The 25189-nt window shown below is 60.3% G+C and carries 25 protein-coding genes; 11 read left to right on the forward strand and 14 right to left on the reverse strand.

The features are described 5' to 3' along the window. Positions 1–27 precede the first annotated feature (27 nt). From AC3WJP_RS05605 to AC3WJP_RS05635, 7 genes are all read right to left on the reverse strand, one after another. On the reverse strand, positions 28–1389 hold the full coding sequence (locus AC3WJP_RS05605) for a metal-dependent hydrolase family protein (RefSeq protein ID WP_493720240.1): 1362 nt from the start codon (positions 1387–1389) through the stop codon (positions 28–30). A gap of 7 nt (positions 1390–1396) precedes the next feature. After that, the gene (locus AC3WJP_RS05610; protein ID WP_493720241.1) at positions 1397–2248 is read right to left on the reverse strand and encodes an alpha/beta fold hydrolase; all 852 of its coding nucleotides are present in this window, start codon (positions 2246–2248) and stop codon (positions 1397–1399) included. After that, positions 2245–3183 carry an ABC transporter substrate-binding protein gene (locus tag AC3WJP_RS05615; RefSeq protein ID WP_493720242.1) on the reverse strand — a complete coding sequence of 313 codons (939 nt, stop codon included), beginning with the start codon at positions 3181–3183 and terminating at the stop codon, positions 2245–2247. The genes AC3WJP_RS05610 and AC3WJP_RS05615 overlap by 4 nt, the downstream gene beginning before the upstream one ends. Before the next feature lie 29 nt (positions 3184–3212). Next, on the reverse strand, positions 3213–3974 hold the full coding sequence (locus AC3WJP_RS05620; protein WP_493720243.1) for an ABC transporter permease: 762 nt from the start codon (positions 3972–3974) through the stop codon (positions 3213–3215). Next, the gene (locus AC3WJP_RS05625) at positions 3971–4753 is read right to left on the reverse strand and encodes an ABC transporter ATP-binding protein (protein ID WP_493720244.1); all 783 of its coding nucleotides are present in this window, start codon (positions 4751–4753) and stop codon (positions 3971–3973) included. Before AC3WJP_RS05625 ends, AC3WJP_RS05620 begins: the two co-directional genes overlap by 4 nt. A 32-nt stretch (positions 4754–4785) precedes the next feature. Continuing rightward, a complete protein-coding gene (locus AC3WJP_RS05630) occupies positions 4786–6291 on the reverse strand; it encodes an aldehyde dehydrogenase family protein (protein WP_493720245.1) in 1506 nt (501 codons plus the stop codon). Positions 6292–6593: 302 nt separating this feature from the next. Then, the gene (locus AC3WJP_RS05635; RefSeq protein WP_493720246.1) at positions 6594–7244 is read right to left on the reverse strand and encodes a GntR family transcriptional regulator; all 651 of its coding nucleotides are present in this window, start codon (positions 7242–7244) and stop codon (positions 6594–6596) included. Between the two features lie 248 nt (positions 7245–7492). Here AC3WJP_RS05635 and AC3WJP_RS05640 point away from each other — a divergent pair, with 248 nt between their 5' ends. Further along, positions 7493–8527, forward strand: a complete 1035-nt coding sequence (locus tag AC3WJP_RS05640) for an alcohol dehydrogenase catalytic domain-containing protein (RefSeq protein WP_493720247.1) — start codon at positions 7493–7495, stop codon at positions 8525–8527. Between the two features lie 10 nt (positions 8528–8537). Further along, the gene (locus AC3WJP_RS05645; RefSeq protein WP_493720248.1) at positions 8538–9494 is read left to right on the forward strand and encodes a PDR/VanB family oxidoreductase; all 957 of its coding nucleotides are present in this window, start codon (positions 8538–8540) and stop codon (positions 9492–9494) included. Between the two features lie 49 nt (positions 9495–9543). On the opposite strand, the gene AC3WJP_RS05650 is transcribed toward AC3WJP_RS05645, so the two are convergent. Continuing rightward, entirely contained in the window at positions 9544–10728 is a 1185-nt protein-coding gene (locus AC3WJP_RS05650) for an MFS transporter (RefSeq protein WP_493720249.1), read from the reverse strand. Positions 10729–10985: 257 nt separating this feature from the next. After that, a complete protein-coding gene (locus AC3WJP_RS05655) occupies positions 10986–11210 on the reverse strand; it encodes a YgdI/YgdR family lipoprotein (RefSeq protein WP_493720250.1) in 225 nt (74 codons plus the stop codon). Between the two features lie 372 nt (positions 11211–11582). Here AC3WJP_RS05655 and msrB point away from each other — a divergent pair, with 372 nt between their 5' ends. From msrB to AC3WJP_RS05695, 8 genes are all read left to right on the forward strand, one after another. Next, positions 11583–12113 carry a peptide-methionine (R)-S-oxide reductase MsrB gene (gene msrB / locus AC3WJP_RS05660; protein ID WP_493720251.1) on the forward strand — a complete coding sequence of 177 codons (531 nt, stop codon included), beginning with the start codon at positions 11583–11585 and terminating at the stop codon, positions 12111–12113. Positions 12114–12192: 79 nt separating this feature from the next. Next, a complete protein-coding gene (locus AC3WJP_RS05665) occupies positions 12193–13464 on the forward strand; it encodes an aspartate carbamoyltransferase (RefSeq protein WP_493720252.1) in 1272 nt (423 codons plus the stop codon). A gap of 78 nt (positions 13465–13542) precedes the next feature. Then, positions 13543–14427 (forward strand): LysR family transcriptional regulator, encoded by an 885-nt coding sequence (locus AC3WJP_RS05670; protein WP_493720253.1) that lies wholly within the window; start codon positions 13543–13545, stop codon positions 14425–14427. A gap of 174 nt (positions 14428–14601) precedes the next feature. Further along, positions 14602–15027 (forward strand): VOC family protein, encoded by a 426-nt coding sequence (locus AC3WJP_RS05675; RefSeq protein WP_493720254.1) that lies wholly within the window; start codon positions 14602–14604, stop codon positions 15025–15027. Positions 15028–15278: 251 nt separating this feature from the next. Further along, positions 15279–16604: an MFS transporter gene (locus AC3WJP_RS05680; protein WP_493720255.1), complete on the forward strand. Its 1326-nt coding sequence runs from the start codon at positions 15279–15281 to the stop codon at positions 16602–16604. Positions 16605–16701: 97 nt separating this feature from the next. Then, positions 16702–18894, forward strand: a complete 2193-nt coding sequence (locus AC3WJP_RS05685) for an OsmC domain/YcaO domain-containing protein (RefSeq protein ID WP_493720256.1) — start codon at positions 16702–16704, stop codon at positions 18892–18894. Between the two features lie 110 nt (positions 18895–19004). Further along, positions 19005–19184 carry a CsbD family protein gene (locus AC3WJP_RS05690; RefSeq protein ID WP_493720257.1) on the forward strand — a complete coding sequence of 60 codons (180 nt, stop codon included), beginning with the start codon at positions 19005–19007 and terminating at the stop codon, positions 19182–19184. 183 nt (positions 19185–19367) lie between these two features. Next, positions 19368–19736 carry a histone-like nucleoid-structuring protein, MvaT/MvaU family gene (locus AC3WJP_RS05695; protein ID WP_493720258.1) on the forward strand — a complete coding sequence of 123 codons (369 nt, stop codon included), beginning with the start codon at positions 19368–19370 and terminating at the stop codon, positions 19734–19736. A gap of 122 nt (positions 19737–19858) precedes the next feature. Here AC3WJP_RS05695 and AC3WJP_RS05700 read toward each other — a convergent pair whose 3' ends face one another. From AC3WJP_RS05700 to AC3WJP_RS05720, 5 genes are all read right to left on the reverse strand, one after another. Beyond that, positions 19859–21499 carry a methyl-accepting chemotaxis protein gene (locus AC3WJP_RS05700; RefSeq protein WP_493720259.1) on the reverse strand — a complete coding sequence of 547 codons (1641 nt, stop codon included), beginning with the start codon at positions 21497–21499 and terminating at the stop codon, positions 19859–19861. Positions 21500–21748: 249 nt separating this feature from the next. Next, positions 21749–22033 carry a hypothetical protein gene (locus tag AC3WJP_RS05705; RefSeq protein WP_493720260.1) on the reverse strand — a complete coding sequence of 95 codons (285 nt, stop codon included), beginning with the start codon at positions 22031–22033 and terminating at the stop codon, positions 21749–21751. Between the two features lie 55 nt (positions 22034–22088). Next, positions 22089–22325, reverse strand: coding sequence for a DUF6555 family protein (locus AC3WJP_RS05710; RefSeq protein ID WP_493720261.1), 237 nt, complete (start codon positions 22323–22325; stop codon positions 22089–22091). Between the two features lie 146 nt (positions 22326–22471). Further along, positions 22472–23803, reverse strand: coding sequence for an SDR family oxidoreductase (locus AC3WJP_RS05715; RefSeq protein WP_493720262.1), 1332 nt, complete (start codon positions 23801–23803; stop codon positions 22472–22474). 62 nt (positions 23804–23865) lie between these two features. Further along, the gene (locus AC3WJP_RS05720) at positions 23866–24087 is read right to left on the reverse strand and encodes a PLD nuclease N-terminal domain-containing protein (protein ID WP_493720263.1); all 222 of its coding nucleotides are present in this window, start codon (positions 24085–24087) and stop codon (positions 23866–23868) included. Positions 24088–24461: 374 nt separating this feature from the next. Here AC3WJP_RS05720 and AC3WJP_RS05725 point away from each other — a divergent pair, with 374 nt between their 5' ends. After that, positions 24462–25160 carry a glycosyltransferase family 2 protein gene (locus AC3WJP_RS05725; RefSeq protein ID WP_493720264.1) on the forward strand — a complete coding sequence of 233 codons (699 nt, stop codon included), beginning with the start codon at positions 24462–24464 and terminating at the stop codon, positions 25158–25160. The last annotated feature ends 29 nt before the right edge of the window (positions 25161–25189 follow it).

The following is a 25189-nucleotide window of genomic DNA, read 5'->3' on the forward strand; positions in this document are numbered from 1 at the left end:
CTCTTAATCAGGTAACGGAAATAGGGTTCAAGGCGCGGGCTGCAGATCGAGCGACTGAGGTTCGAGCTGGCTGACGATGTCGCGGGTATAACGGCGGTTCCACATCCCTTGGGAGTCTTCGCTCATGTGTCGGCGAGCCGGTGGTGGTGGTGTCAGGTCGAAGGTTTCGCCGTTCACCCAGACCTCGTGAAACGTGCTCGGGTCCTGCAGGCTTTTGATGTTGTTCAGCGGGTTGTCGGTGAGTACCAGCAAGTCGGCTGCCTGGCCTGGTTCCAGCGTGCCGATCCGTGTGTCACGCATGAATTTCGCCGGGACGCGGGTTGCGCTGTGCAATGCCTCAGCGGCGCTGAGCCCGAGCAAATCGGTAGTGATTTCCAGCTCCTTGGCCGCCCAGTCGCCATACAAGGTGATGGCAAAGCCGCTTTCCGAGCCGTTGAGCAGCGGCACGCCCGCCTCGAACGCTGCGGCGATGCAGCGGCGCGCGGCAGCCAGCTCCTTGCGCTGAATGTTCGGCCACCAACTGAAGGACGGGTCCTGGGGCTGAGCGAACTGAATGTTGTTGACCAGCATCAGCAGCGACGGGCTGATGGCCGTGCCGTTGTCCAGTGCCGCGCGGATACCTTCGTCGCAGATGCGCGAGCCGTGATAGATCACATCGACCCCGGCGCGCGCCGAGTACAGCGCGCCTTCGGTGCCGCGTGCATGTACGCCGACCTTGCGACCCAGGCGATGCGCCTCGCGCACCATCGCGCTGATTTCATCCTGATCGAACGCGGCGTATAGGCCCCGATCCCGGTCGCCCATGGTGCCGTCCATGGCGATCTTGATCATGTCGACGCCATCCTTGGCTTGTTTGCGAATCAGCTGGATCGCCTCGTCGCGGGACTTGACGAGGATGCCGCTGGAGACATCAGGCGAGCCGATCCAGCTCGGGTAGTAGTCATACAGCCCCTGGTGAGTGGTCAGGGCCGGTCCGGCGGCGGTGATGCGTGGCCCGCGGTACAGGCCGCATTCAATAGCGTCTCGCACGGCCGGGGAAACCATCCCGGAACAGGCCGGGTCCAGGACCGAAGTGAAACCCGCACGCAGCATGCTTTGCGCCGCGTGCAGGGCGCGCAGGGTGCGAAATTCAAGGGTCGCATACAGGTCCACTTCTTCTTCCGACGCGGCGCAGCCGTAACTCAGGTGGGTATGGGTGTCGATCATGCCCGGCATCACGAAGCGATCGCTGTGGTCGATCACCCGGTCTTGTGGCGCGGGATGTGGCGCCGAGTGATTGGGACCGACATGCACGATGCGACCGTTGTCGATGACAAGCGTCTGATCGCTTGCCGCCTGGCTGTCGGTGGCGGTAAACAGGCGTCCGCAGCGGATGAACGTCTTGCTCATGGTTTGATTACTCCAACTCGGTGCGCTGTAGGAAAGCCGTCAGCACCTGACAAAGGTCGGCGGTTCTTTCCCAGGTGATGTTGTGGCCGCATTGGCCGAACAGGACCGCATCGGCGTCCGGGCGCAGGCGATTGAAGGCCAGTGCAGTGCCTTCCAGCGGGCAGGCGCGATCCTGCCAGCCGTGCACCAGGGTCATGGGGCAACTGATGCGCTGTGCCGTTGCAGTATCCAGCGCTACCTCTTGCAGTGCCCCGGCTGGATCGCCGAGCAAAGCGCCGAAATACTCGACAAACCCCTGATCGGTGAACGGTGCGTAACGCGCCGCCAGCCGCTCGGCCGAAGGTTCGGTCCCGGCTGCCGTCATCGGTGCCATGGCCCTGGCAAGTGCGGCAGGCGAGTCCGGTATGCTCCAGAAATCCAGCAGTGCCTGAGTCGGCGCGGTTGCGCACAGCGGTGAACCGATCGACAGCACGCCTTGAACCGTCGCGTCGTCGGCCGCGCAACGCAAGGCCAGGGCGCCGCCAATGGAGTTGCCGATCAACGTCGCCGGCCGACCGATGCGCTTGAGCACCGCCTGCAACTGGCGCTGCCACAGGGCGACATCGAAGTAGGGCGCGCAGGCCTTGCGGCCGGAGGCGCCAAAGCCGATCAAGTCGAGCAGATGGACTTCGCCGTGTTGCAGCAACGTGCCGAGCACCGGTTCGAAGTTGGCCAAGCCGCAGGTGCCAGGGCCGATTCCGTGAATCAGTACGATGGGACGGCCCTGGCCTGAACTCCACGAACGCGCTTCTACGCCGTCGATCCAGTCGCTGTATGGCGCCCAGCCTTGCGGCCCGGCGCTGGCAGTATCAAGTGTCATGGCTTGGGCTCGTATCCATAGTCATCCAGCGACTTGACCGACTCGATCAGCTCGTTCTTCTTCATGTATTCGGCAAAGGCCTGGTAACGCGGCTCGTCGAAGGTCATCGGGTTGTTGGCGATCAGCGGCAGCGTATCTTTCCAGGCCGTTTTGTTGAGGTCGTTGTTCAGATCGGGGTAAGCCTCGGCGAACGCGGTCCAGGTTTCTTCTGGGTGGGCCTTGAGATAGCGGGTGCCTTCTGCCAGCGCGACCATGAACTTCTGGATCTTGGCATCCCGGGCATGGGCTTTATTCGCCAGGACAATCAGTTCGTCGTACATCGGTACCCCGTTATCTTCGGGCTTGAAGACGATGGGGTTGGCTCCTTTTGCCTTGAGCTCGGTGGTTTCGAAGTTACGGAAAACCGCGATGGCGCCGTCTACTTGGTGAGTTAGCAACGCCGGGATCACCTGAAAGTTCACTGCCACCAGGTTGACGTCCTTCGGATCTACGCCATTGAACTTGAGCATGGTGCGGATGGTGACGTCTTCCAGGCCGCCGACCGAGTAACCGATCTTGTGGCCTTTGAAGTCCTTCATGGTCTTCACCGGCCCGCCTTCGATCGCGGCGATGGTGTTCAACGGAGTGTTGATGATGGTCCCGACGCGCTCCACAGGCAGGCCCTTGTCCACCAGCATGTACAGCTGCGGCTGGTAGCTCAGCGCCAGGTCGGCCTGGCCTGCCGCGAGCAGACGGGGCGGCACGCTGGGGTCGGCAGGCGGAATCATTTCAACGTCAAGGCCGGCACGTTTGAACGCGCCGCTGTACTGGGCAGCGAAGATCGAGGCGTGGTTCGGGTTGACGAACCAGTCGAGCAACAGCTTGATGTGTTCGTCCGCTTGAGCGGAGGCCGTGCCGAGTGTCATCAATGCGGCAAACGCAAACTTCTTGATCATGATGTTTCCCTTGGAGGAGGTTGTTCGAATCAACGGTTTTGGCCGGAATCCGGCACCCAGTACAAAAGCTTGCGCACGCTGAGATCCACCAGTTGAACCAGGACGATGGCCATCAGGGCTAACAGGAACAGCGCGGCGAAACACACTTCGGTCTGGATCCTGGCGTTGGCGTTGAGCATCACGTACCCCAGACCGCTGGACGAACCGACCCACTCGCCGATGATCGCGCCGATCGGGGCGACGGCCGCTGCAACGCGAAGACCCGAACCGAACGATGGCAGCGCCGCCATCAGTCGCACATGACGCAGTTCGGCGAGACCCCCAGCGTTCATGGTTTTGGCCAGCTCCAGCCAGCCCGGCTCGGTGCGACGCAGACCGTCGAAAAACGAGGCAGTGACGGGAAAGAAAATGATCAACGTGGCCATTACCACCTTCGACGCCATGCCAAAGCCCAGCCACAACACCAGCAAGGGCGCGAGGGCAAACACCGGTATCGCCTGGCTGATGATCAGTACCGGCATCAGCCACTGCTGCAGACGCGGCGAAAACATCATGGTCAGCGCCAGAATCATGCCCAGCAGCAATCCGCAGAACAGGCCCATGGCGATTTCCGAGAGCGTCACCAGGAAGTGGTAGCCCAGATAGTCGCGGCCCTCCCAAAGCGCTTTCGCCACGGTGGCCGGGGTCGGCAGCAGATAGTTCGGGATCCCGGTCAGAGTCACGGCATGCCAGATCAGCAGCAGGCCGATGAAAATGATGAAAGGGCGAGACCCTTTGCGCAGACGGTTCATTGGTGAAGCTCCGTAAGAATGCGTAACAGACGACCCTGGCTATGCAGAACTTGTGGGTTGTCCGGCGCCCGCGGTGGCAGGCCGTCGAGGGTGATAGGTACGCCCAGCGTGGCCGGATGGCCAGCCAGCACGATCAGGTGGCGGCCAAGGCGACAGGCTTCCAACGGATCATGGGTGATCAGCAAGGCGGTGCAATTGGTCAGCAGTTCTGCCGCCAGGTCCTGGACCTTGGCCCGGGTCAGGGCGTCGAGGGCCGAGAAGGGTTCGTCCATCAGCACGATGGGGCGGCGTTCATACAAGGTCCGGGCGATGGCTGCACGTTGGCGCATGCCGCCGGACAACGCGCAGGGCAACAGGGTGTCGCGTCCGGCCAGACCCACCTGTTCGAGCAAATGATCGGCCCAGGCTTCGTCGGTGGTTTCGCCGCGCAGGCGTGCGCCGAGGGTGACGTTCTGGCGCACGTTGAGCCATGGATACAGCAAGTCCTGCTGGCCCATATAAGCGATGCGTCCGGCCAAGGGTTTGCCGTCGCTGCCGATCACGCTGCCAGCGCTGGGGGTCGCCAGCCCGGCAATGATTTTCAACAGGCTGCTTTTGCCGACGCCGCTGGCACCGAGCAAGGCGATGAACTCGCCACTGCGGATTTCCAGGTTCAGATTTTCGAAGATGGTCTGCTGGCCATAGCGCAGTGCGAGGTCCCTGACGACGATGCCCGGTGGAGCATCGCCGAGCGCTAGGCTCGTCGCCGTTGGCAGCGTGTTTTGACTGATTGCATTCACGAGAGTGTTCCTCTTCAACCGTTGCGTACGGCCTACAAGCGGGCGGCGACGCCCTTGAGTTCGGTGTAGTCTTCGATCGCCGCGAAACTGGCGGCACGTCCCCAGCCTGACTGCTTGTAACCGCCCATTGGCAGGGCCGGGTCGAAGCAGTTGTGGATGTTGATCCAGACGTTGCCGGCCTTGATTTTCTTGGCCATGCGGTGCGCTGTTGCCAGATCGCGGGTCCACACGCTGGACGCCAGACCGAAGTCGGTGTCGTTGGCCATGGCGGCGATGTGATCCAGGTCGTCGGTGTCGAATGGCATGGCGCACAGCACCGGTCCGAATATTTCTTCGCGGTAGACGCTCATCTGCGGGGTGAGGTTGGTCAGCACGCTGGGGGTCATGAAATAGCCCTGATCGCCGATCGCCCCACCGCCTGCCAGATCCTCCGCGCCTTCGGCGGCGCTTGCCTGCAGATACTTGGCGACGCGCTGACGTTGCTCGGCCGACACCAGCGGGCCAAGTTCGGTTTGCGGGTTGAGGCCGTGGCCGATGCGCAGGTTGCGCGCGCGCTCGACCAGGCCATCCACGACCTGGTCGTAGACCTTGCGATGGATCAGGACCCGGGAGCTGGCGGTACAGACCTGCCCAGAGCTGAAGAAGATCCCGCTGGCGATTCCGGCGATGGCCTGATCCAGGTCAGCGTCGGCAAACACCACGGCCGGGTTTTTGCCGCCCAATTCGAGGGTCAGCTTTTTGAGATTGCTGGCGGCGCTCGCCTGGACGATTCGCTTGCCGGTCTCGGTTGAGCCGGTGAAGGAGACTTTGTCCACGTCATGGTGGCTGCATAGCGCCGCGCCTGCGGTTTCGCCCAGGCCGGTGACGACATTGATCACGCCTGCCGGAAAGCCCGCCAGCTCTACCAGTTCAGCCAGGCGCAGGGTGCTCAACGGCGTCTGCTCCGCCGGTTTGATGATGACGGTGCAACCGGCGGCGAGGGCTGGGGCCATGCGCCATACCGCGAGTTCAAAGGGGTAGTTCCAGGGCACGATGATCGCCGCCACGCCGATAGGCTGACGCACGCTGTAGGCGAATAGCTCCCAAGGCGCAGAAGTGGAGAAGGTTTCGCCAGTAATCTTTGTGGCGTAGCCCGCCATGTAACGCAGCATCAAGGACGAACCGGGGATATCCACCATGCGCGTTTCATGGATCGGCCGACCAGTGTCATAGGCTTCGAGTTCGGCGAGCTCTTCGGCGTGAGCGTCGATCAGCTCCGCCAGCTTCATCATCAGTCGGGCACGTTCGTGACCGCCCATCAACGCCCAGGTGCCTTTTTCGAACGCTTGCCGTGCTGCGTTAACCGCCAGATCCACATCGGCTTTGTCGCCGTTGGGCACATGCGCAATGACTGTTCCGGTTGCGGCATCTATCACCGCAATAGGGTCGCCGCTGACTGCATCGAGCCATCGGCCACCGATGTACATCCTGTGGGTCTTGTCGACGAAGGCCGCCACTGCGCCAGACACTTCCGGCTTGCTTAACAGGCTTTGAACCATCTGTTTTGCTCCGCGTGATAAAGAGACATTGGATGTCTCTGTGTATACACGAAGTTAGCAAATGGCATGCCAGCGTTAAAAATCCTCACTGAGAAAAACGTCGCGGGCTACAGGGCGACGAATTTGCCAATCTTTCGGCTATCCCTAGGAAAAATCGGGCAATATCCACTTTTTAGAGTGATCTAAAATGGGGCTCAAGGGGGCGGTCACGACCTAAATAGGCGCTTTTCTAGATGGAATAAAAATACATGAAGCGTATTTTTTAGTCGTTAAGTATACATGTGGCGACCTTATTCGCCGTTTTATTCACCTAAATCCTCGTCCATTACGCCTGTTCTCAGCACATGGGCACGCATGGAGTGATACGCCAGCTCGCTGTTTCCGCGCAGCACAGCGTTAAGGAACATTTCATGTTCTCGGTAGGAGATCTCCAGGGAGTCGCGCCCGCTCATGAGTTCGGCCCGTGTATACGGCACGATGCGCAGACGCATGTTGGAGATGGTTTCGGTCAATAGTTCATTGGCAGCGGCCTTGTGAATCAACTGGTGCAGTTCGATATTGAGCTCGTCGAACGCCGCGTGATCATCGGCGGCGAGAACCTGTCGGGCACGCTCGGACAATTTGAGCAGCTCGATCCGTTGGGCCGGGGTGCAGCGAGTGGCGGCATAGCGCGCGGCGCAAGCTTCGAGATCAGCGATGACTTCAAGGATTTCCCGCTGGTGATCCGCAGTCGAATGGTCTACGACCGTGGCGCCCTGACGCGGCGTGATCTTCACGACGCCGAGGGCATCGAGCTGACGCAGTGCTTCGCGCACGGGCGTGCGGGAAACCTGATAACGCTCGGCGAGCTCCAGTTCTTCCAGGTGCATGCCAGGCACCAGTTGCCCTTGGCGTATTTCGTCGAGGATCAGGCTCTGGATTTTACTGGTGAGGGTGGGAACGCGTCTTTTCATCTTCTATTAAGGCCGATCGAGAGGATCGGGCTAGCGTAATGGCTGAAGCCGACTTCGCCCAGTGCAATTGCGTTGAGTACACACAAAAAAATCAGCCGGACGTAACGCGAGCATGAGTTATTGCCCCAGAAGCCCTGAAACCGGCAGCTTCAGGCTGGGCCATGAAAAGGTGTCTTGTGTGAGCAGGGGCAAATGGCACCCTTTTTGTATGCACAGGAGCAACAATGCTCTCACCAGGATGCCCCACTATGCACATGCGCGCCGTCAGATATATCGGCCCCGGCCAGCCATTTTCCTTGCAGACCCTACCGCGCCCGCAACCGTCGCCCGGACAGGTCCGGATCAAACTCAAAGCCTGTGGCATGTGCCACACCGAACTGCATTTTCGCGATGGTCTATTGGACCTCGGCTGCCGTGACGTGACCATGGGGCACGAAGTGGCCGGGGTCATCGAGGCATTGGGGGAGGGCGTCGACTCAAGCCGGCTCGGCGAACGGGTGATGGTCTATTACTACGAAGGCTGCGGTGCTTGCGAGTACTGCCGCAGCGGAGACGAGCACCTGTGCCCGACGGTCAAGGCGCAGCCAGGGTTTTTCACCGACGGCGGTTACGCGGATTACATGGTCGTGCGGGCAACCAACTGCATCCTGGTGCCGGACCATGTTTCGCTGGAAGAAATAGCCCCCATGGCGTGTGCTGGAACCACAGCGGTTCACGCAGGCAAGATGGCCGACATCAAACCTGGCGAATGGGTGGTGATCCACGGTACCGGCGGTGTCGGTCTGGCGCTGCTGCAATACGCGCGGCATGTGGGCGGACGGGTCATTGCGATTGACCGCAACGAAAAACGGCTCGATTTGGCCGTGGCCCTGGGGGCCGAGCACGGCCTCAACGCCGCGGGCAGCGAAGACGTCGCAGCGCAAGTGCTGGCGTTGACGGGGGGAGCACATGTGGTGTTCGAACTGGTCGGTCGCGAGGCCACCATGCAGGCCTCCCTGGACATGCTGCGGCGCAAGGGGCGCTACGTGATCGTCGGCTACAGCGCCGAGTCACTCAAGGTGCATCCAATCGATCTTATCGTGCGCGAGCTTCGGATCATGGGTTCCGTGGGTTCGACGCTTCAGGATGCCCACGACATTGTCGAGCTCGTGGCACGCGGCGCTATTCGCTCGTTCGTCGACAGCACCATTGCCCTGGAGGATTTCGAACAAGGGCTCGAAATGCTGCAGCAGGGCCATGCTCAGGGTCGCATCGTCATCCGTTTCGATCAAACATCGCTATAAGGTATTCGCAATGTCTGTCACTCAGTCTGCTCGTGTCAAAAACCTTCGCCACGAAGCGGAAGGCATCCTCAGTATCGAATTGTTCCCCGCCGACGGAGCGACGCTGGCACCCTTCACCGCCGGTTCACACATCGATCTGCATCTGCCCCACGGCCTGGTGCGCAGCTATTCGTTGATGAATTCCCCTGGCGAGCAAAATCGCTATGTGGTGGGGGTCCTCAACGATCGCAATAGCCGTGGCGGGTCGCGATGGGTGCACGATTCTCTGCGGGTCGGAGCGCCGTTGTCGATCTCGTTGCCGCGTAATAACTTTGCGCTGGAGACCAGCGCCACGCACAGTGTCCTGGTGGCGGGCGGGATCGGTATCACACCGCTGTACTGCATGCTTCGTCAGCTTCAGGCGCTGGGCAAGTCGGCGGAGTTGATCTATTGCGCACGGTCGCGAAAAGAAGCGGCATTGCTCGAGGCATTGGCGAATGAGGATTTGCAGGTCACCTATCACTTCGATGAAGAGCAAGGTGGGCCACCGGATCTAATCACGTTGTTGGCCGACCGACCTGCGGATGCCCATTTTTACTGCTGTGGACCTGCGCTGATGCTCGCCGGGTTCGAGCGCGCTTGCGATACGCTGGGTTTTACCAACGTGCATATCGAACGCTTCGCTGCGATCGAGCAGGCGTCGGCAACGCCAGCAACAGACCAAGGCTATCAAGTGGTATTGAACACCTCGGCAATGACATTGGACGTGCCCGCTGGAAAGCCTCTTCTGGACGTGTTGCTGGACGCCGGCGTGGATGTCGAATACAGCTGTTGTGAGGGGACCTGTGGCGCATGCGAAACACGGGTTCTGGAGGGTGAAGTCGCGCATCGCGACAGTGTGCTCAGCAAAACGATGCGCGATTCCAACAAGGTGATGATGATCTGTGTCTCGGGATGCAAGGGCAGTCGCTTGGTATTGGATCTGTAATCCGTCAGGGCTTTTTATCACGCTGCTGTTCAGATCGAGACCCTGCTCGCTATACCCCATCCACCACCGGCCGACGCAGCGGAATCACCCCCAACACCTGCACCGCCATCAAGCTGCCAAACAACAACAGCGCAGTCAGATTACGATCAAACGTCAGGTAACCCGTCAACATCGCCCCCACCGCGCCGCACAGCATCATCGAGCAGCCCATCAGGCTGGAGGTGGTGGCGGCGCGGTCCGGAAACAGCATCAGCGTTTTCGCGACGATGTTGGAATACAGCAACCCCTGCCCGTAGTTGACTACCAGAATGCCCGCCAATATCAGCGACACGTTCAGGGATAAGGGCGTCAGCGCCATCAGCACGATACCGACTGCGGAAATCACCAGGCCCGCGACCATGCGTTGGCTGACGCTGTAAGCGCGCATGAGCCAGCGATTGGTCAAGGTGCCGAGCAAATAGGCAAGCCCCGCGGCAAGCGCCGTCAGGCCGAAGAAGCCTGGCCCGCGCTGCAGCTGACTGAGTACCAGGAACGGGCCGACCACATTCCACACCAGAAACATCGCCTGGCTGCTGCCCATCGCCAGCACCGCGCATTGAAAACGCCGGTGGCCCAGGACGATGCCGTAGCCGGCCACGGACGCCTTCATGCTGCGGCGTCGCTGCGGGGCCAGCGACTCGCGCAAGCGCAAGCTCGCTAGCAACAGCACCCCGCTGTAGGCGGCATACAGGGCGAAGTTCCAGCGCCAGCTCGCATACTGCTGAATCAGCCCGCCGATAAAGGGCGCGACCACCGGCCCCAGCCCCCAGGCGAGGCTCATGTAAACCACTGCGCTCATGAATCGCTCGCCCTTGACCGTGTCCACCAGCATCGCCCGCGACGCAACCTGACTACCGCCCACGGCGAAGCCTTGCAAGGCTCTGGCCAGCAGGAAGGTATGGATATCCGTGGACAGCATCGCCAGCAGGCTCGCCGCCACGAACAGCGCCATTCCCGGCAACAAGGCACTCAGCCGGCCGCGACTGTCGGCAATCAGTCCGAACACCAATTGCCCCAGCGCGTAGGCCACCAGCGTGATGGAGATGCTGCTCTGCATGAGCGAATCGCTGACCTGCATCTGCGCGGCGATGGCGGGCATGCTCGGCGCGAACAGGTCGATGGCGATACCCGATACGCTGTTGATCAACGGCGCTATGACAATGACGTAGCCTGCGTAATCGCGTATGGGTTTCATGAGGCGCCGGGCAAAGGGGGGAGGGGGCTGCGGTTTGTAGCATTAGGGGGAAGGAACTGGCAACAGGGTCTTGCTCGCCACTCGCTTGCCGGCTGGAGGTCAGCTCAAGGCGATCCGTTTCATCGCCGGTCATCTGGAGGTCAGGACATCGCGGGCGCCGTGAACATCGGCGGCAGCGTCAACGCGAGGGGGGGGCGGCGCAACCTTGAGCTTGGGCAAGGCGATGCCGGCGGTCACGCCGGCATCCGCTCGCAGAGTCAGCGCTGGGATACGGAAGTCACCTGCGAGATGTAAAGCGATTGCCTGGCGCCGGTGGCATCGACGAACTCGTACCGGCCGTTTTTGAACTCAGGGGTTGTCGCCGCCGTGATGTGCTGTCCCGAGGAAGTATGGAACACCGCGCCGACCGTGCCGGCGGCATTGGAAGCACAGCCAGCGAGCAGGGAGAGGAGAACAGCGGAAAAGCAGAATGCGAGTTTCATGGGTCGTACCTTGAATGTCAGGAATGGTTGGCATCAAGCGAGCGCTTCCTAATCATTAGGTGTAATTACCCTGTGTTTCCGTGTCGTCGCGGCTCGCTAACCCTATCTACGACAACAAAGAATCGCTGGTTCACCATCGATGATGGCATATTGATACTTTGCCGACGAACGGTCGCGTCGGACACCGGCATGGCGACTTCCTGGGGGCGGGGAATCAGTGAAAGGGCGTGCTGGAGATAAACGCTGAGGGCACGATGCTGCCACAGCACAGGCTCGAGTTATCACAGATTGTTTAACTCCCAGAGAGGATTTGGCGATCCCCGCAGTCCTAACCTGTGCGCCACAGCTGTTATCCGCACAGGGGAGAAGACCATGTATTCACGGCGTAATTTCTTGCTAGGCAGCCTGGTCGCAGGCGGTGGCCTGGGCGCGCTGGCCTTGGGCGGCGGTTTCCCAAGGCTGTTTTCAACCGGGGCCGGGCTGGTCAGTCAGGCCGATGCCGCGCAGGTGTTCGAGGTGACGCACACCCCGGAGGAGTGGCACGCCATCCTCAACCCCGCGCAATACAAGGTGCTGCGCGAGGAAGACACCGAGCGCCCGTACACCAGCCCGCTGAATGACGAGCATCGCGACGGCACCTTCGTCTGTGCGGGTTGCGACCTGGCACTGTTCTCATCGGCGAGCAAATTCGACAGCCACACCGGCTGGCCGAGTTTCTGGACGCCCTTGGACAAGGCCGTGGGCGAGCGAGACGATCGCTCCTTCGGGGTGCTGCGCCAGGAGGTGCATTGCGCGCGCTGCGGTGGCCACCTGGGCCACGTCTTCGATGATGGGCCGAAACCCACGGGTCTGCGCTACTGCATGAATGGCCTGGCGATGAAGTTCGAACCCAAGGCCGCCTGAAGCTGCGAGCTGCGTATACACTTGAATTCGCGGATCATCCCGAAGAGAATACGCAGCGTGTATATAAAGGAAGGCCATCATGCCGCAGCAAGTCATCCTCCGCGACGCCATGCGCCGTTTGAATCTTACCCGTGATGGGCTTTCGCAGCGCATCGGGGTGACCCGTCGTGCCTTGGACAGCTGGATGCTGCCGGATCATTCGGCCGAAATGCGCAAGATGCCCGACATTGCCAAGCGCTTCATCGTCGAGCTCTTGAAAGGGCTGCCGCCCGCTACGCAGAGCGTAGATCTGCAGCAGCCCGGCAACTCCGAGATGGCCCACCACCTGTTGTCGGTGGATGGCTACACCCGCGATTCAGTCGAAGACCTGCTGCGCGTGGCCGATATCATGCAGCCCATCGCCCGGCGGCAGAAAACCACGCGGGTGCTGGATGGCGCGGTGCTGGCAAACCTGTTTTTCGAAGCCAGCACGCGCACGCGTTTGAGCTTCAGTGCCGCCTTCGCCCGCCTGGGGGGTTCGGTGTGCGACACCACCGGCTTTACTTTCTCGTCGATGGCCAAGGGCGAGTCGATCCAGGACACCAGCCGGGTCATCAGCGGTTACGCCGACGCCATCGTCGTGCGCCATCCCGAACTGGGCGCGGTGGCCGAGTTCGCCCAGGCCACCCATGTGCCGGTCATCAACGCTGGCGACGGCCCGGGCGAGCATCCGAGCCAGGCGCTGCTGGATCTCTACACCATCCAGCGGGAATTCTCGCGCTTCGGCAAATTGATCGACGGCGCCAAGGTCGTCTTCGTCGGCGACCTGAAATACGGCCGCACCGTGCACTCGCTGAGCAAACTGCTGGCGCTGTACCGCAATCTGCGGCTCACCTTCGTATCGCCCGAAGCGCTGATGATGCCGGCCTATCTCATCGAAAGGCTGGCGGGACAGGGCCACCACGTCGAGCAGACTCAGGACCTTGCCCAGGCCCTCACCGGGGCAGATGTGGTGTACGCCACGCGCATCCAGAAGGAGCGCTTCTCCCAGGAGGAGACGCTCGAGGGCTACAGCGCCGACTTCCAGATCAACTCGGCCGTGGTCAATCGTCATTGCAGCGCCGACACCCTGATCATGCACCCGCTGCCCAGGGATTCCCGGCCGGGGGCCAATGACCTCAGCGTCGATCTGAACCGCGACTCGCGTCTGGCGATTTTCAAGCAGACGGACAATGGCGTGGCGGTGCGCATGGCCATATTCGCCACGCTGCTGGGGGTGCAGGATCAAGTGCCCCATTCATTGCGGGAAGTGGGCTGGCGGGTGCCGGTGTACCTGGCGCCGGAGGATGAAGTGCCTTACAGCGATCAGTAGGGACGCTGCAACAGCGCTATCGCTAATCGCCAGACGCTATTCCATACTTCGCCCCCGCCATTCAATCAGGCCCAGTGAATGATCCGAGAGCTGAAAACCTTCATCAGCGTCGCCCGCCGCGGCACCTTCGCTGCGGCGGGGCAGGAGGTCGGGCTGACGCAGTCGGCGGTCAGCGCGCAGATCAAGAATCTCGAAGAGGCGCTGGGCGTCAAGCTGTTCGACCGCACCGGGCGCGCGGCGACACTCAATTCGGCGGGCCAGCGCGCGGTGCCGCTGGCCGAGGAAATCCTCCAGACCTTCCTGCGCATGGGCGCGCCGGACAGCGCCAACGATTACCGCGGCGCGCTGCGCATCGGTGCCATCGGCACGGTGCAGACCGGCATCCTGCCTCAGGTGCTGGTGGCCCTGAAAGCCAAGGCGCCGTTCATCGAGGCGACCCTGGTGCCGGGCGTGTCCTTGAACCTGCTCAGCCAGGTGGATGCTGGCGAAGTCGACCTGGCCATGCTGATCAAGCCTCCCTTCGCGCTGCCCAAGGACCTGCACGCCGAAGTCATCGCGCGCGAACCGTTCGTGCTGATCACCCCGAAAGCGCTGAAGAAGGGTGATCCGCTGCAGATCCTCCGCGAGCAGCCGCTGATCCGTTACGACCGCGGCTCGTTCGGCGGGCGGCTGGTCACGCAGTTCCTGCGTGAGCACAAGCTCGACGTCCAGCACGCGCTCGAACTCGACGAGCTGGATGCCATCGCCAAGATGGTCCGCAGCGGCCTCGGCGTGGCGCTGGTGCCGATGGCAGGGCTGTGGCTGGAGCACCCCGCGGACGTGCGGGTGATCGGGCTGGGCAAGCTGACGTTCTATCGCGAGATCGTGCTCTTGGCCAAATACCATCAACGCCACGGCGCGCTGTTTTCGCTGTTTCGCACCTGCGTGGTCGACGCCATGGCGCGGCGAGCGGCAACAGGGTGATGGCCCGCCACGCGCAGTGTTGACGCATTGCGGAGCTTTATTGGTGCAAATGGGGACGTAAAATCCTCGATCGATCAAAAATATCGTTGCTCATAACACAAGATATCCGCTTTCCCGGCGGCCGCATCTCGTCAAGAATCGACTCACGAACACCACCAGAACAGGGTACCCACCGTGAGCCTTTCTCCTTTTCACCTCGCCATTCCCGTCTACGACCTTGCCGCCGCTCGCCACTTCTATGGGGACGTCTTCGGGCTATCCGAAGGGCGCTCCAGCGAGCAATGGGTCGACTTCGATTTCTACGGTCATCAACTGGTGATCCACGAGCAGCCGAAAACCGCCGCGCAGGAATCGGTGCATTCCAATGCGGTCGACGGCCATGACGTGCCGGTTCCGCATTTCGGCATCATCCTGCACTGGGACCAATGGGAGGCCCTGGCCGATCGTCTTCGCGCCCGGGAGACCCGGTTCGTGATCGAACCCTACGTGCGCTTCAAGGGCCAGGTGGGCGAGCAGGCGACCATGTTCCTGTTCGATCCTTGCGGCAACGCGTTGGAGTTCAAGGCGTTCAAGGACATGAGCCAGCTGTTTGCCAAGTAACCCCTACGAGTAATGCTTCCCCGCGCCCGTCGCTAGCAGAGCGACGGCGCACCATCCTGATGTCGCAGGCAAACAACTTCAAATTGTCTTACTAAAGTGCCTTTGGTAAGGGATTTATGCCCGACAAACGGGATTGTATGAATAAATAGTAATACTATATAGTCGGTCACCTGCATCGCCCGGCGACGCCTGCGCGTCAGCCGGCCAAGCAGCAACAGCCTCACCCCATAAAAACAATCGAGGTGTGCACCGTGACCGCTACCGCTATCCCGGTCGATCAAGTCGACGCCGTTTCACTGGAAGGCAGCATCTATCGCCGGGTCAGCTGGCGCATCGTGCCGCTGTTCATCGCCTGCTTTCTGTTCGCTTACCTGGACCGCGTCAACATCAGCTTCGCCAAGCTGCAGATGGCCAGCGACCTAGGGTTCAGCGAGACCGTCTACGGCCTCGGCGCAAGCCTGTTCTTCGTCGGCTATTTCCTCTTCGAAGTGCCCAGCAACGTATTGCTGCACAAGATCGGCGCGCGCATCTGGATCGCGCGGATCATGGTGTCCTGGGGTATCGCCTCGGCCTGCATGATGTTCGTGCAGACCGAATTCTGGTTCTACACCCTGCGCTTTCTGATCGGCGTGATGGAGGCGGGATTCGTCCCCGGTGTGCTGTATTTCTTCACCCAGTGGTACCCGAGTACCCGGCGCGCGCGGGTCAACTCCTACTTCAAGAGCTCGATCTGCCTGTGCGGCATCGTCGGCGGGCCCATCGCCGGGCTGATCCTCGCGCACTTCGATGGCGCCATGGGCATGGCGGGCTGGCGCTGGCTGTTCTTGCTGGAAGGCATCCCTTCGATACTCTTGGGCGCGGTGGTGTTGTGGCTGGTCAAGGACCGGATCCAGGACGTCACCTGGCTCAATGCCCAGGAAAAGCAAGTCGTGCTCGAGCGCATGGCCAAGGAGGTCCAGCCGCAGACACCGCAGACCTTGCGCGACGTGTGGAAGGAGCCCACCACCTACGTGATGTCGGCCATTTACCTGTGCCTGGTGATGGCCCTGACCGGCTTGCTGTTCTGGATGCCGCAGTTAATCAAGAGCGCCGGCGTGCTGGACACCCTGAACATCGGCCTGCTCACGGTGATTCCCTACGTGGGCGCGGTGATCGGCAACCTGCTGATCGGTGCCAGCTCCGACCGCCACGGCGAGCGTCGCTTGCACATGGCGGGCTGCGCCATCCTCACCGCCGCCGGCTATCTGGTCTGCGCGCTGTTCCCGGCGCAATTGTTGCCGTTGATGATCGGCATGACCATGATCATGACCGGCATCATCGCCTGGATGCCGATCTTCTGGACCATTCCGCCACGCTTTCTCACCGGCTTGGCGGCGGCGGCAGGCATCGCGCTGATCAACTCGCTGGGGCAACTGGGCGGCATCATCGCGCCGTTCATGGTCGGGCGGATCAAGGACCTGACCGGCACGCCAACCCCAGCACTGTTCGCCCTGTGCGCGGTGAGCGTGCTGGCGGTACTGTTGATCCTGTGGGGCATTCCGCGGCGCTTGTATGTGCGCGAGACCACCCATGATTGATGGCCGGGGAGGGGCGTGGTACCAGCGGTCAGTGACTTCCTGCGGAAAAAACGGATAATGGCGGCCATTTATCTGCTGGTCATTCTGGTAATTCCGCATGGAAATCAAGGTCAACTTTCTCGACAACCTCCGACTCGAAGCCAAGTTCGACGACTTCACGGTGGTGGCCGATCAGCCTATTCGCTACAAGGGCGACGGCTCGGCTCCCGGTCCGTTTGATTACTTCCTGGCTTCGTCGGCCTTGTGTGCGGCTTACTTCGTCAAGTTGTACTGCAATACCCGCCATATCCCCACCGACAACATCCGTCTGTCACAAAACAACATCGTCGACCCGCAAGACCGCTACAAGCAGATCTTCAAGATCCAAGTCGAATTGCCCGCCGACATCAGCGCCAAGGATCGCCAAGGCATCCTGCGCTCCATCGAGCGCTGCACGGTCAAGAAGGTGGTGCAGACCGGGCCTGATTTCATCATCGAAGAGGTGGAAAACCTCGATGCCGATGCCCAGGCATTATTGATCCCCACTTCGACCCAAGGCGCGGGCACCTTCATTGCCGGCAAGGACCTGCCGCTGGAGCAGACCATCGCCAACATGTCCGGCATCCTCGCGGGCCTGGGGATGAAGATCGAAATCGCGTCGTGGCGCAATATCGTGCCCAATGTGTGGTCGTTGCATATCCGCGATGCGCAATCGCCGATGTGTTTCACCAACGGCAAGGGCGCCACCAAGGAAGCCGCCCTTGCGTCGGCGCTGGGCGAATTCATCGAACGCCTGAACTGCAACTTCTTCTACAACGATCAGTTCTGGGGCGTGGACATTGCCAACGCGCCGTTCGTGCACTACCCGAACGAGCGCTGGTTCAAGCCCGGCCCTAAAGACGCGCTGCCCAAGGAAATCCTCGACGCCTATTGCCTGGAGATCTATAACCCCGACGGTGAGCTGCGCGGCTCGCACCTGTACGACACCAACTCGGGCAATGTCGAGCGTGGCATCTGCTCGCTGCCGTTCGTGCGCCAGTCCGACGGCGCAGAGGTGTACTTCCCCTCCAACCTGATCGAAAACCTCTACCTGAGCAATGGCATGAGTGCCGGCAATACGCTGGTCGAAGCGCAGGTGCAGTGCCTGTCGGAAATCTTCGAACGGGCGGTCAAGCGGGAAATCCTCGAAGGCGAACTCGCCTTGCCGGATGTGCCGCCAGCGGTGCTGGCGAAATACCCCGGCATCCTTGCTGGCATCGAGGCGTTGGAAGCCCAGGGCTTTCCGGTACTGGTCAAGGATGCCTCCCTCGGCGGCCAGTACCCGGTGATGTGTGTGACCTTGATGAACCCGCGCACCGGTGGTGTATTCGCCTCGTTCGGCGCGCATCCCAGCTTTGAAGTGGCACTGGAACGCAGCCTCACCGAATTGCTCCAGGGCCGCAGCTTCGAAGGCCTCAACGATCTACCGCAGCCGACCTTCGAAAGCCACGCGCTGACCGAACCGAATAACTTCGTCGAGCATTTCATCGATTCCAGCGGCGTGGTGTCGTGGCGCTTTTTCAGTGCCAAGGCCGATGTCGAATTCGTCGAGTGGGATTTTTCCGGCCAGGGCGAAGACTCCAATGCCCAGGAAGCAGCGACCCTGTTCGGCATCCTCGAGGACATGGGCAAGCAAGTGTACATGGCGGTGTACGAGCATATCGGCGCCAAGGCCTGCCGCATCCTGGTGCCAGACTATTCGGAAATCTATCCGATAGAAGATCTGGTCTGGGACAACACCAACAAAGCGCTGTTTTTCCGCGCCGACATCCTCAACCTGCACAGCCTCGACAACCGGGCGCTGAGGGCGCTGGCCAAGCGTCTGGAAGAGAGCGAGCTGGACGACTACACCGACATCAAGACCCTGATCGGCATCGAGTTCGACGACAACACCCCATGGGGCCAGTTGACCATCCTGGAGTTGAAACTGATGATCTATCTGGCGGTGAAGAAGTTCGACGACGCCAAGGAGCTGGTCGAGGCCTTCCTGCAGTTCAACGACAACACCGCCGAACGCGGCCTGTTCTATCAGGCCCTGAATGCAGTGCTGGAAGTGCGCCTGGACGATGAGCTGGAACTGGCCGACTACGAGGTCAATTTCCGCCGCATGTTCGGCAACCCGCGGATGGATGCAGTGCTGGGTTCGCTGGACGGCAGCGTGCGCTTCTACGGCTTGACTCCGACCAGCATGAAGCTGGAAGGGCTCGATCGTCATCTGCGCCTGATCGACAGCTATAAAAAACTGCACAGGGCACGGGCGCAGAAGGGCTGAGCGATCAGTACGACTACCATGAAGGTTTCGATAGAAAGCGAAACTCTTCTCGCGCAGTGATGGTCAATCCATACGTCAACTTTGACATCACTGCCGAATGGAGAAACATCATGAGCAGCACTTCTGACAAGATCAAAGGCGTAGCGAACGAAGCAATTGGCAACGTCAAGAAAGGTGTCGGCCAGGCCACAGGCAACACCGAGCTTGAAGTCAAAGGCACCATCCAGGAAAAAAAGGGTGAAGCTCAGCAGGCTATCGGCAAAGTCAAAGACGCAGTGAAAAAACACTGACGCCGTATTCGCCCGGGCGACAGAAACGCCCGGGCACTCCAGATGAAGCGACTTCCTGAACAACGGGTTTTTGCCGCAGCGTTAATCAGCGATAGATGACCGCTTGAAAATTACTCGGCAGGCAGCGGATTTTGGCTCCAGGCTGCTGTCATAACCGGACAGCGTATGAGCTTAGGAGAAAACATGTCCCGTCTCGCCGAATTCCGCAAACTCGAACAGCAAATTGCCCGCCATCAGGATCAACTCGAACTTCTCAAGAATGATCCAGGACTGAGTGCGGAAATTGAGTTTGAAACCAAACTGCACGACCTCCTGACCCATTACGGTAAAAGCCTGCAGGACGTGATCGCGATCATCGAGCCTGGCACGGTCAAGCAGACGCCGCGCGGCACCCCTGAAAAGCGCACCCGACGTGCGCGGCAGGTCAAGGTTTACCGCAACCCGCTGACTGGCGAGATAGTCGAGAGCAAAGGCGGCAACAACAAGCTGCTGGGGGCCTGGAAGGCGCAGTTCGGGCATGACGAAGTCGAATCATGGGTGAAGCCTTCCTAGCCCCGCGCAGCCTCAGTGGGGGCACTGGCTCACGAACGCGCAGGCAGTCCTGCGGACGCTGCACGAACGGGCTGAAGCCATCGGCAGCACCGCTGGCTTCAGCCACCTGCAGTTCAATGCGGTTACAGCTTGAACTTCCCTACCATGGTGTTGAACGAGATCGCCAAACGTGACAACTCCTGGCTGGAAGCACTGGTCTGATTCGCTCCTGCGGCAGTTTGAGTTGACAGGTCCTGGATGTTGACCAGGTTGCGATCCACCTCCCGGGCCACTTGAGCCTGTTCTTCCGCAGCGCTGGCGATGACCAGATTGCGCTCATTGATCTGGCTTACCCCATCGCTGATACGTTCCAACGCCAGCCCCGCTTCGGTGGCCAATGTCTGGGTACTGTGGGCCATCGCCTGGCTCTTCGCCATCGACTCCACAGCTTCGTCGGCGCCTGTGCGCACCAGCTGGATCATCGTCTCGATCTCGCCAGTGGACGCTTGGGTGCGGTGAGCCAACGCTCGCACTTCATCGGCAACCACGGCGAACCCCCGACCCTGCTCCCCGGCGCGCGCCGCTTCGATAGCGGCGTTGAGCGCCAGCAGATTAGTCTGCTCTGCGATTGCGCGAATGACTTCCAGGACCTTGGTGATGTCACGGATCTGACCGGCCAGGGTCTCGACCCGCTGCGTCGACTGGGTGATGTCAGAAGCCATGGTATTCATGGCGCTGACGGCCTGTTGCACCTGCTGTTGCCCTTTGCTGGCTTCTGCAGCGGTCTCGCTCGACACCTGGGACGTGCTGACGGCGTTTCGCGCTACCTCTTCGACCGCGGCGGTCATTTGATTGACGGCGGTGGCGGCCTGCTGGATCTCGTCATTTTGGCGGACCAGCCCACGTGTGCTGTCTTCCGTCACTGCTGTCAGCTCTTCAGCGGCTGAGGCCAGCTGGTTGGACGCATCGGCAATCTGCTGCACCGTGGTCTTGAGGTTGCCTTGCATACCGGACAGCGCCGTCAGCAATTGCCCTGTTTCATCCTTGCTCGTCGAGTGGATAGGGTGGGTCAGGTCACCTTGGGCGATGAAGCTGGCGCTCGTGACGGATCGATAAAGTGGCCGGGTGATCATCCTCGTAACCAGCAATCCCAGACCCAGTGCACAGGCGGCGGCGATGATGGCGCCTATGCTCAGCGCCCAGGTCACTTGCCCGTTGGTATCCGCGCCGTTGCGAGCGACTTCACCTGCCTGGCGAGCATTGGAGTCGATCATGATTTTCAGTTCGCCGATCGTCTTGCGATACAGCGGGATTGCGCTGGTGTCCGCCAGCTTCCCGGCCTGCTCGGCGTCACCGGCTTTCAGCAGGGTGAAGACGCCCTCGGCAGCGGCGATATAGGCTGGCCAATCCCGCTCGAAGTCATTGCCTGCTGCGCGCTCGTCATCCTCGAGGGGCGTGGCCCTATAGATTTTGAAGTCTTTTTCAGCATCGGACTGATTACCCCGAAATGAGGTGATGGTCGCATCCAGTTCATCGGATGTAGCGTTGCGCAAAACCAGACCAATAGCCTTGAACATATCGCGGTTGGTGGCAATGACGTTGGCTTTCACCGAGTCCGTTTTCTGGATCGAGACCAAGTTGTTGCTGACCGTGCCGTCCAGCAGCACGTAAATTCGCTGACTGCCTAATTGGCCCAGCACTGCGACTGCAATGGTGATGACTGCACATAACCCAAACGCTGAAAGGAGCTTGGATTTCAGCTTCATATCATTAAATAGAGACATTCAGGAGCACTCATGGGCGAGGAATCGGATTGGCCGACTCAGTGCTGCGTCTTGTCAGGCCTAGTATCCTTATCGACTGCAAGCAGCAAAGCTTGATGCCCATGCCCTCAGAAGGGCGTGTCGTGCTACACCCATGATCGGCTCACGTACTCGCAGTAGATGGCAATGCTGATCGGCGTGCTCGATCATGAGGTAGGGCTCTGTCCAGCCACGCGTTGGCTGGACGATGAGACCGGAAAGCTGAGGTCGCTATCTGGAATCCGTGAGTTCGCAAGGATGCTGAACAGTCTTCTGAGCGCGGCTATCGGCCAGATTCTTTTTCAAGCCGCGCATATTCATCAGCGCCAATACGATCTCCAGCGTGATCAAGCCATAGGCATCGTGGCTGGCGCCCCATACGACCCACAGTGCATTGCCTGCCGTGAAGCACCAGAACGCGATCACTCGTCTTTTCGCTCGAACGGACCCCATGTACCACGCCGCCAGCACCGTGATTGCCATCGCTGGCCATTGGAGAAACTCGATAATAGCCATGCCTTCCATTTCATCTTGAAAAGTCGGTATCCGGACCTGCTGCAATGCCCACGGCTCAGGCCGCAGAGAACTCCGAGCTGCGCCACTTCACTTCCGAAATGCCCAGTCGTTCGGCTGCGGGCCTCGTGGTCTTTTTCGTCTTGTCTCGATTGCTGCGAGGTATGTGGCCAAATCCTGCATCGCAGCTTGCCCAATGCCAAGCCTCTGCGTTGTCCATTTTGTCAGCACGGATCACGAAGCTTTTGGCTTCGCCATGGATGACGTAGTCGATGATGTATAGGTGGCTGCTCATCTGTAGATCCCTCAAAAGCGTGACTGAGTTAACAGATTTTTGCCGGTGAAAAAAATTCCGTTCGGTTTAGGCTTCTGGTGACGATTGGCAGCAGTCCTGATCCGTATGAGCGCTCAGGGCATTCGGCCCTGAGCAAATACGGCGTGCTACGGCCGACGCTTTTTGCGCAGCAGAGCTCCCGCGCAGCCGCCCATGAGCGCTGCTGCCGCCAGCCCGAGCAACAGCCGATGGCCGGGCTTGGTCTTGCGCCATCCGCCTTCCACGCTTCGGATGAAATCCGTAGGTGCAAACAGATTGCCCGATGACCGGGACGCCCTGGCGCTGCGCTGTATTCCACGTCGAGTGAGCCATCCGGACAAATAGCTGAATCCCGGCAGCAGAAAGTGCGCCAATCGAGCGGCCCGGGCGGCGGCTCCTACGGTAGTGCTGGCGCGTGGTTTGATCGCGCACGCTACCATTGCTTTTGCTACCAGGTGAGGGTCATACACCAGCGGCGGTGGCGTGAGGGCATGGCCGGTATAGTTACCGCCATCTCGAAAGCCGGGAGTGTCCATGACGGCGGGGTAGATATCACAGATGTGGATGTCCGCAGAGTCGGTGAGTTCGCCTCGCAACGCCTCGGTAAAGCCCCTCAACCCAAATTTGCTCGCCGAGTAGGCGGCGGCGTAAGGCTGCGGTACCCAACTACCCACAGACAACGTGTTGATGAGAATCCCCGACTGCTGTGCCTTGAAATAGGGCCAGGCAACATAGGCACCGCGCAAATAGCCTACGAGGTCGGTTTGAATAACCTGCTCGTGAGCGTCGAGGGGCGTTTCTTCAAAGCTACCGACGGCACCCACACCGGCATTGTTGATCCAGATATCGATCCGTCCATGACCGAATGCCGCAGCACTGTCGGCCAGGGCCTGCATCTGTTCGCTGCTGGTGACGTCGGTGAGCACGGCGACGGCATCTGTGCCGCATTCCGTGCATTCGTCCAGCACGTCGAACAAGGCCTCCTCATCACGCGCTGCCAACACCAGGCGGGCGCCTTCGCAGCCAAAGGCTTTTGCGGCGGCTCTGCCGATGCCGCTCGAAGCGCCAGTGATGACCACCACTTTCCCGGCCAGCGCACGTACGTCTCGAGCAGCAGGTTGCAGGTTGGCGGATTGATCTGCTTCGCCAACGGCTTCGTTGGCGGCACTCGCAGGGATGGCAACCTCGATACCGGCCAACGTCAGGGCGGACCCATCCACCATAGTCAGAACCAGGTTGTCGATGGTTCCAGCGACCCGGTTTGGAAAGACGGGCTCACCTGACCCGTCCAAATGGTCATAGACAAAGTTCTGTCCCTCCAGCCAACCGACCGCCGTCAGCAGCTCGGGGCCAAGATAGTATTTGCCATCGAGGAAAAACCCCTGGAACTGATGCTCGCGTTGCGCATTTTCCACCTGGTAGCGCTCGCCTGGCTTCATGCCTGTTGCTGCATTCATCATGATCATTGCTCCTGGGCGCCAAGCGCACCCATGCTGAGTTATCACCGGTCAATGCTCAAGCACTAACCCTTGCTGTGGGATTTGGAGGTCGGTGGGATGGCCACCCCTCGTGGGCCCGCTATGCCCCAGATACCCAGACCTACGAGGGGCAGGATGAATATCAATGCAGTCCACCCCAGTTTCGTCCCGGAGCTTTTGGTGCTTCGCCAGACGCTCGCAAGCGCCCAGATATCCAGAACGAAAACGATGACCGCCGATATGATCCAGAAGATGGAAAAGTCCATTGTTCGAGTCCCTTGCGGTTAGATGGGAGGGGCGCCGCCGACTGCGCCCTGGTAGGTAAGTGCTCTCATGCTCGGTCAGCCTTTTTATGAGTAGTAAGTGATGGAGAGAGCACCCGCTCGGTAAGTTCAGGCGAGATTACAAATGACAGAATGGGCGTGATCTTATTTATTTGGTGTCGTGGTATTTAAATTGTCCGGCGAATTGACTTCAGTATCGCATCGCGCACTGGCTCCGAATCGGCAGGGGTCATGTCTACCACCCATCTGGCGAATGCGGTAATGGCCGTATCTATTTGCAACGAATAAACGATAGATAGGTCAATTTTTCTATCGCTGTAGAGCTCCCCAACCCAACCTCATAATGGTAGGTCTTCATGATCGGAGTCATTGTCCCTGCGCATAACGAAGAAGCAGTGATCGGGCGTTGCATAGACGCGCTGATCCGTGCCGGCGCCCATCCTGGTCTCGGCGGCGAGGATGTCCAGATCGTCGTTGTCATGGACGCGTGCTCTGACGACACGGCTCATGTGGTCGGTCGCTACGATGTCCAAGGTGTAGTCGGGCACTACGCAAACGTCGGCAAGGCCAGAGCCGTGGGTGCCGAGCATCTGCTCAGCCAAGGTGCTCGATGGCTGGCCTTCACCGACGCAGACAGCCTGGTGCCGTACAACTGGTTGGTAGAGCAGCTGAACTGCGGGAGTGATGTCGTCTGCGGCACGGTGACTGTCGAGGACTGGACGCTGCATGCCGATGAAGTCAGGACTCGGTACGACGCGCTGTATCAGCCTATTGAAGGCCATAGGCATATCCATGGCGCCAACCTCGGCGTGAGCGCCTCGGCCTACCGCAGCGTTGGCGGATTCAGACCCTTGACTGCGCATGAGGACGTAAATCTGGTGGCGGATTTGACCGGCGCCGGCGCCACGATCACCTGGACGGCGCGCAATTCGGTCACCACCAGCGCTCGCCTGGATTGCCGATGCCGAGAAGGTTTCGGGGATTATCTGCGTTCATTGGTACCGACGGCACACATGAACTTGGGCCCGGACGAAATAGAATGGAGCACGCAATAGACCAGCATGCCCGCAGGTCTTCAGGTGAA

This window comes from Pseudomonas sp. GW821-FHT01A09 (assembly GCF_058986725.1).

Coding starts and splice junctions, on each gene's coding strand:
- msrB (WP_493720251.1), top strand. CDS start 11,583: ATGTATTCACGGCGTAATTTCTTGCTAGGCAGCCTGGTCGCAGGCGGT.
- AC3WJP_RS05665 (WP_493720252.1), top strand. CDS start 12,193: ATGCCGCAGCAAGTCATCCTCCGCGACGCCATGCGCCGTTTGAATCTT.
- AC3WJP_RS05725 (WP_493720264.1), top strand. CDS start 24,462: ATGATCGGAGTCATTGTCCCTGCGCATAACGAAGAAGCAGTGATCGGG.
- AC3WJP_RS05650 (WP_493720249.1), bottom strand. CDS start 10,728: ATGAAACCCATACGCGATTACGCAGGCTACGTCATTGTCATAGCGCCG.
- AC3WJP_RS05630 (WP_493720245.1), bottom strand. CDS start 6,291: ATGGTTCAAAGCCTGTTAAGCAAGCCGGAAGTGTCTGGCGCAGTGGCG.
- AC3WJP_RS05620 (WP_493720243.1), bottom strand. CDS start 3,974: ATGAACCGTCTGCGCAAAGGGTCTCGCCCTTTCATCATTTTCATCGGC.
- AC3WJP_RS05645 (WP_493720248.1), top strand. CDS start 8,538: ATGTCTGTCACTCAGTCTGCTCGTGTCAAAAACCTTCGCCACGAAGCG.
- AC3WJP_RS05690 (WP_493720257.1), top strand. CDS start 19,005: ATGAGCAGCACTTCTGACAAGATCAAAGGCGTAGCGAACGAAGCAATT.
- AC3WJP_RS05640 (WP_493720247.1), top strand. CDS start 7,493: ATGCACATGCGCGCCGTCAGATATATCGGCCCCGGCCAGCCATTTTCC.
- AC3WJP_RS05670 (WP_493720253.1), top strand. CDS start 13,543: ATGATCCGAGAGCTGAAAACCTTCATCAGCGTCGCCCGCCGCGGCACC.
- AC3WJP_RS05655 (WP_493720250.1), bottom strand. CDS start 11,210: ATGAAACTCGCATTCTGCTTTTCCGCTGTTCTCCTCTCCCTGCTCGCT.
- AC3WJP_RS05605 (WP_493720240.1), bottom strand. CDS start 1,389: ATGAGCAAGACGTTCATCCGCTGCGGACGCCTGTTTACCGCCACCGAC.
- AC3WJP_RS05720 (WP_493720263.1), bottom strand. CDS start 24,087: ATGGACTTTTCCATCTTCTGGATCATATCGGCGGTCATCGTTTTCGTT.
- AC3WJP_RS05685 (WP_493720256.1), top strand. CDS start 16,702: ATGGAAATCAAGGTCAACTTTCTCGACAACCTCCGACTCGAAGCCAAG.
- AC3WJP_RS05715 (WP_493720262.1), bottom strand. CDS start 23,803: ATGATGAATGCAGCAACAGGCATGAAGCCAGGCGAGCGCTACCAGGTG.
- AC3WJP_RS05710 (WP_493720261.1), bottom strand. CDS start 22,325: ATGAGCAGCCACCTATACATCATCGACTACGTCATCCATGGCGAAGCC.
- AC3WJP_RS05700 (WP_493720259.1), bottom strand. CDS start 21,499: ATGTCTCTATTTAATGATATGAAGCTGAAATCCAAGCTCCTTTCAGCG.
- AC3WJP_RS05615 (WP_493720242.1), bottom strand. CDS start 3,183: ATGATCAAGAAGTTTGCGTTTGCCGCATTGATGACACTCGGCACGGCC.
- AC3WJP_RS05635 (WP_493720246.1), bottom strand. CDS start 7,244: ATGAAAAGACGCGTTCCCACCCTCACCAGTAAAATCCAGAGCCTGATC.
- AC3WJP_RS05610 (WP_493720241.1), bottom strand. CDS start 2,248: ATGACACTTGATACTGCCAGCGCCGGGCCGCAAGGCTGGGCGCCATAC.
- AC3WJP_RS05705 (WP_493720260.1), bottom strand. CDS start 22,033: ATGGCTATTATCGAGTTTCTCCAATGGCCAGCGATGGCAATCACGGTG.
- AC3WJP_RS05695 (WP_493720258.1), top strand. CDS start 19,368: ATGTCCCGTCTCGCCGAATTCCGCAAACTCGAACAGCAAATTGCCCGC.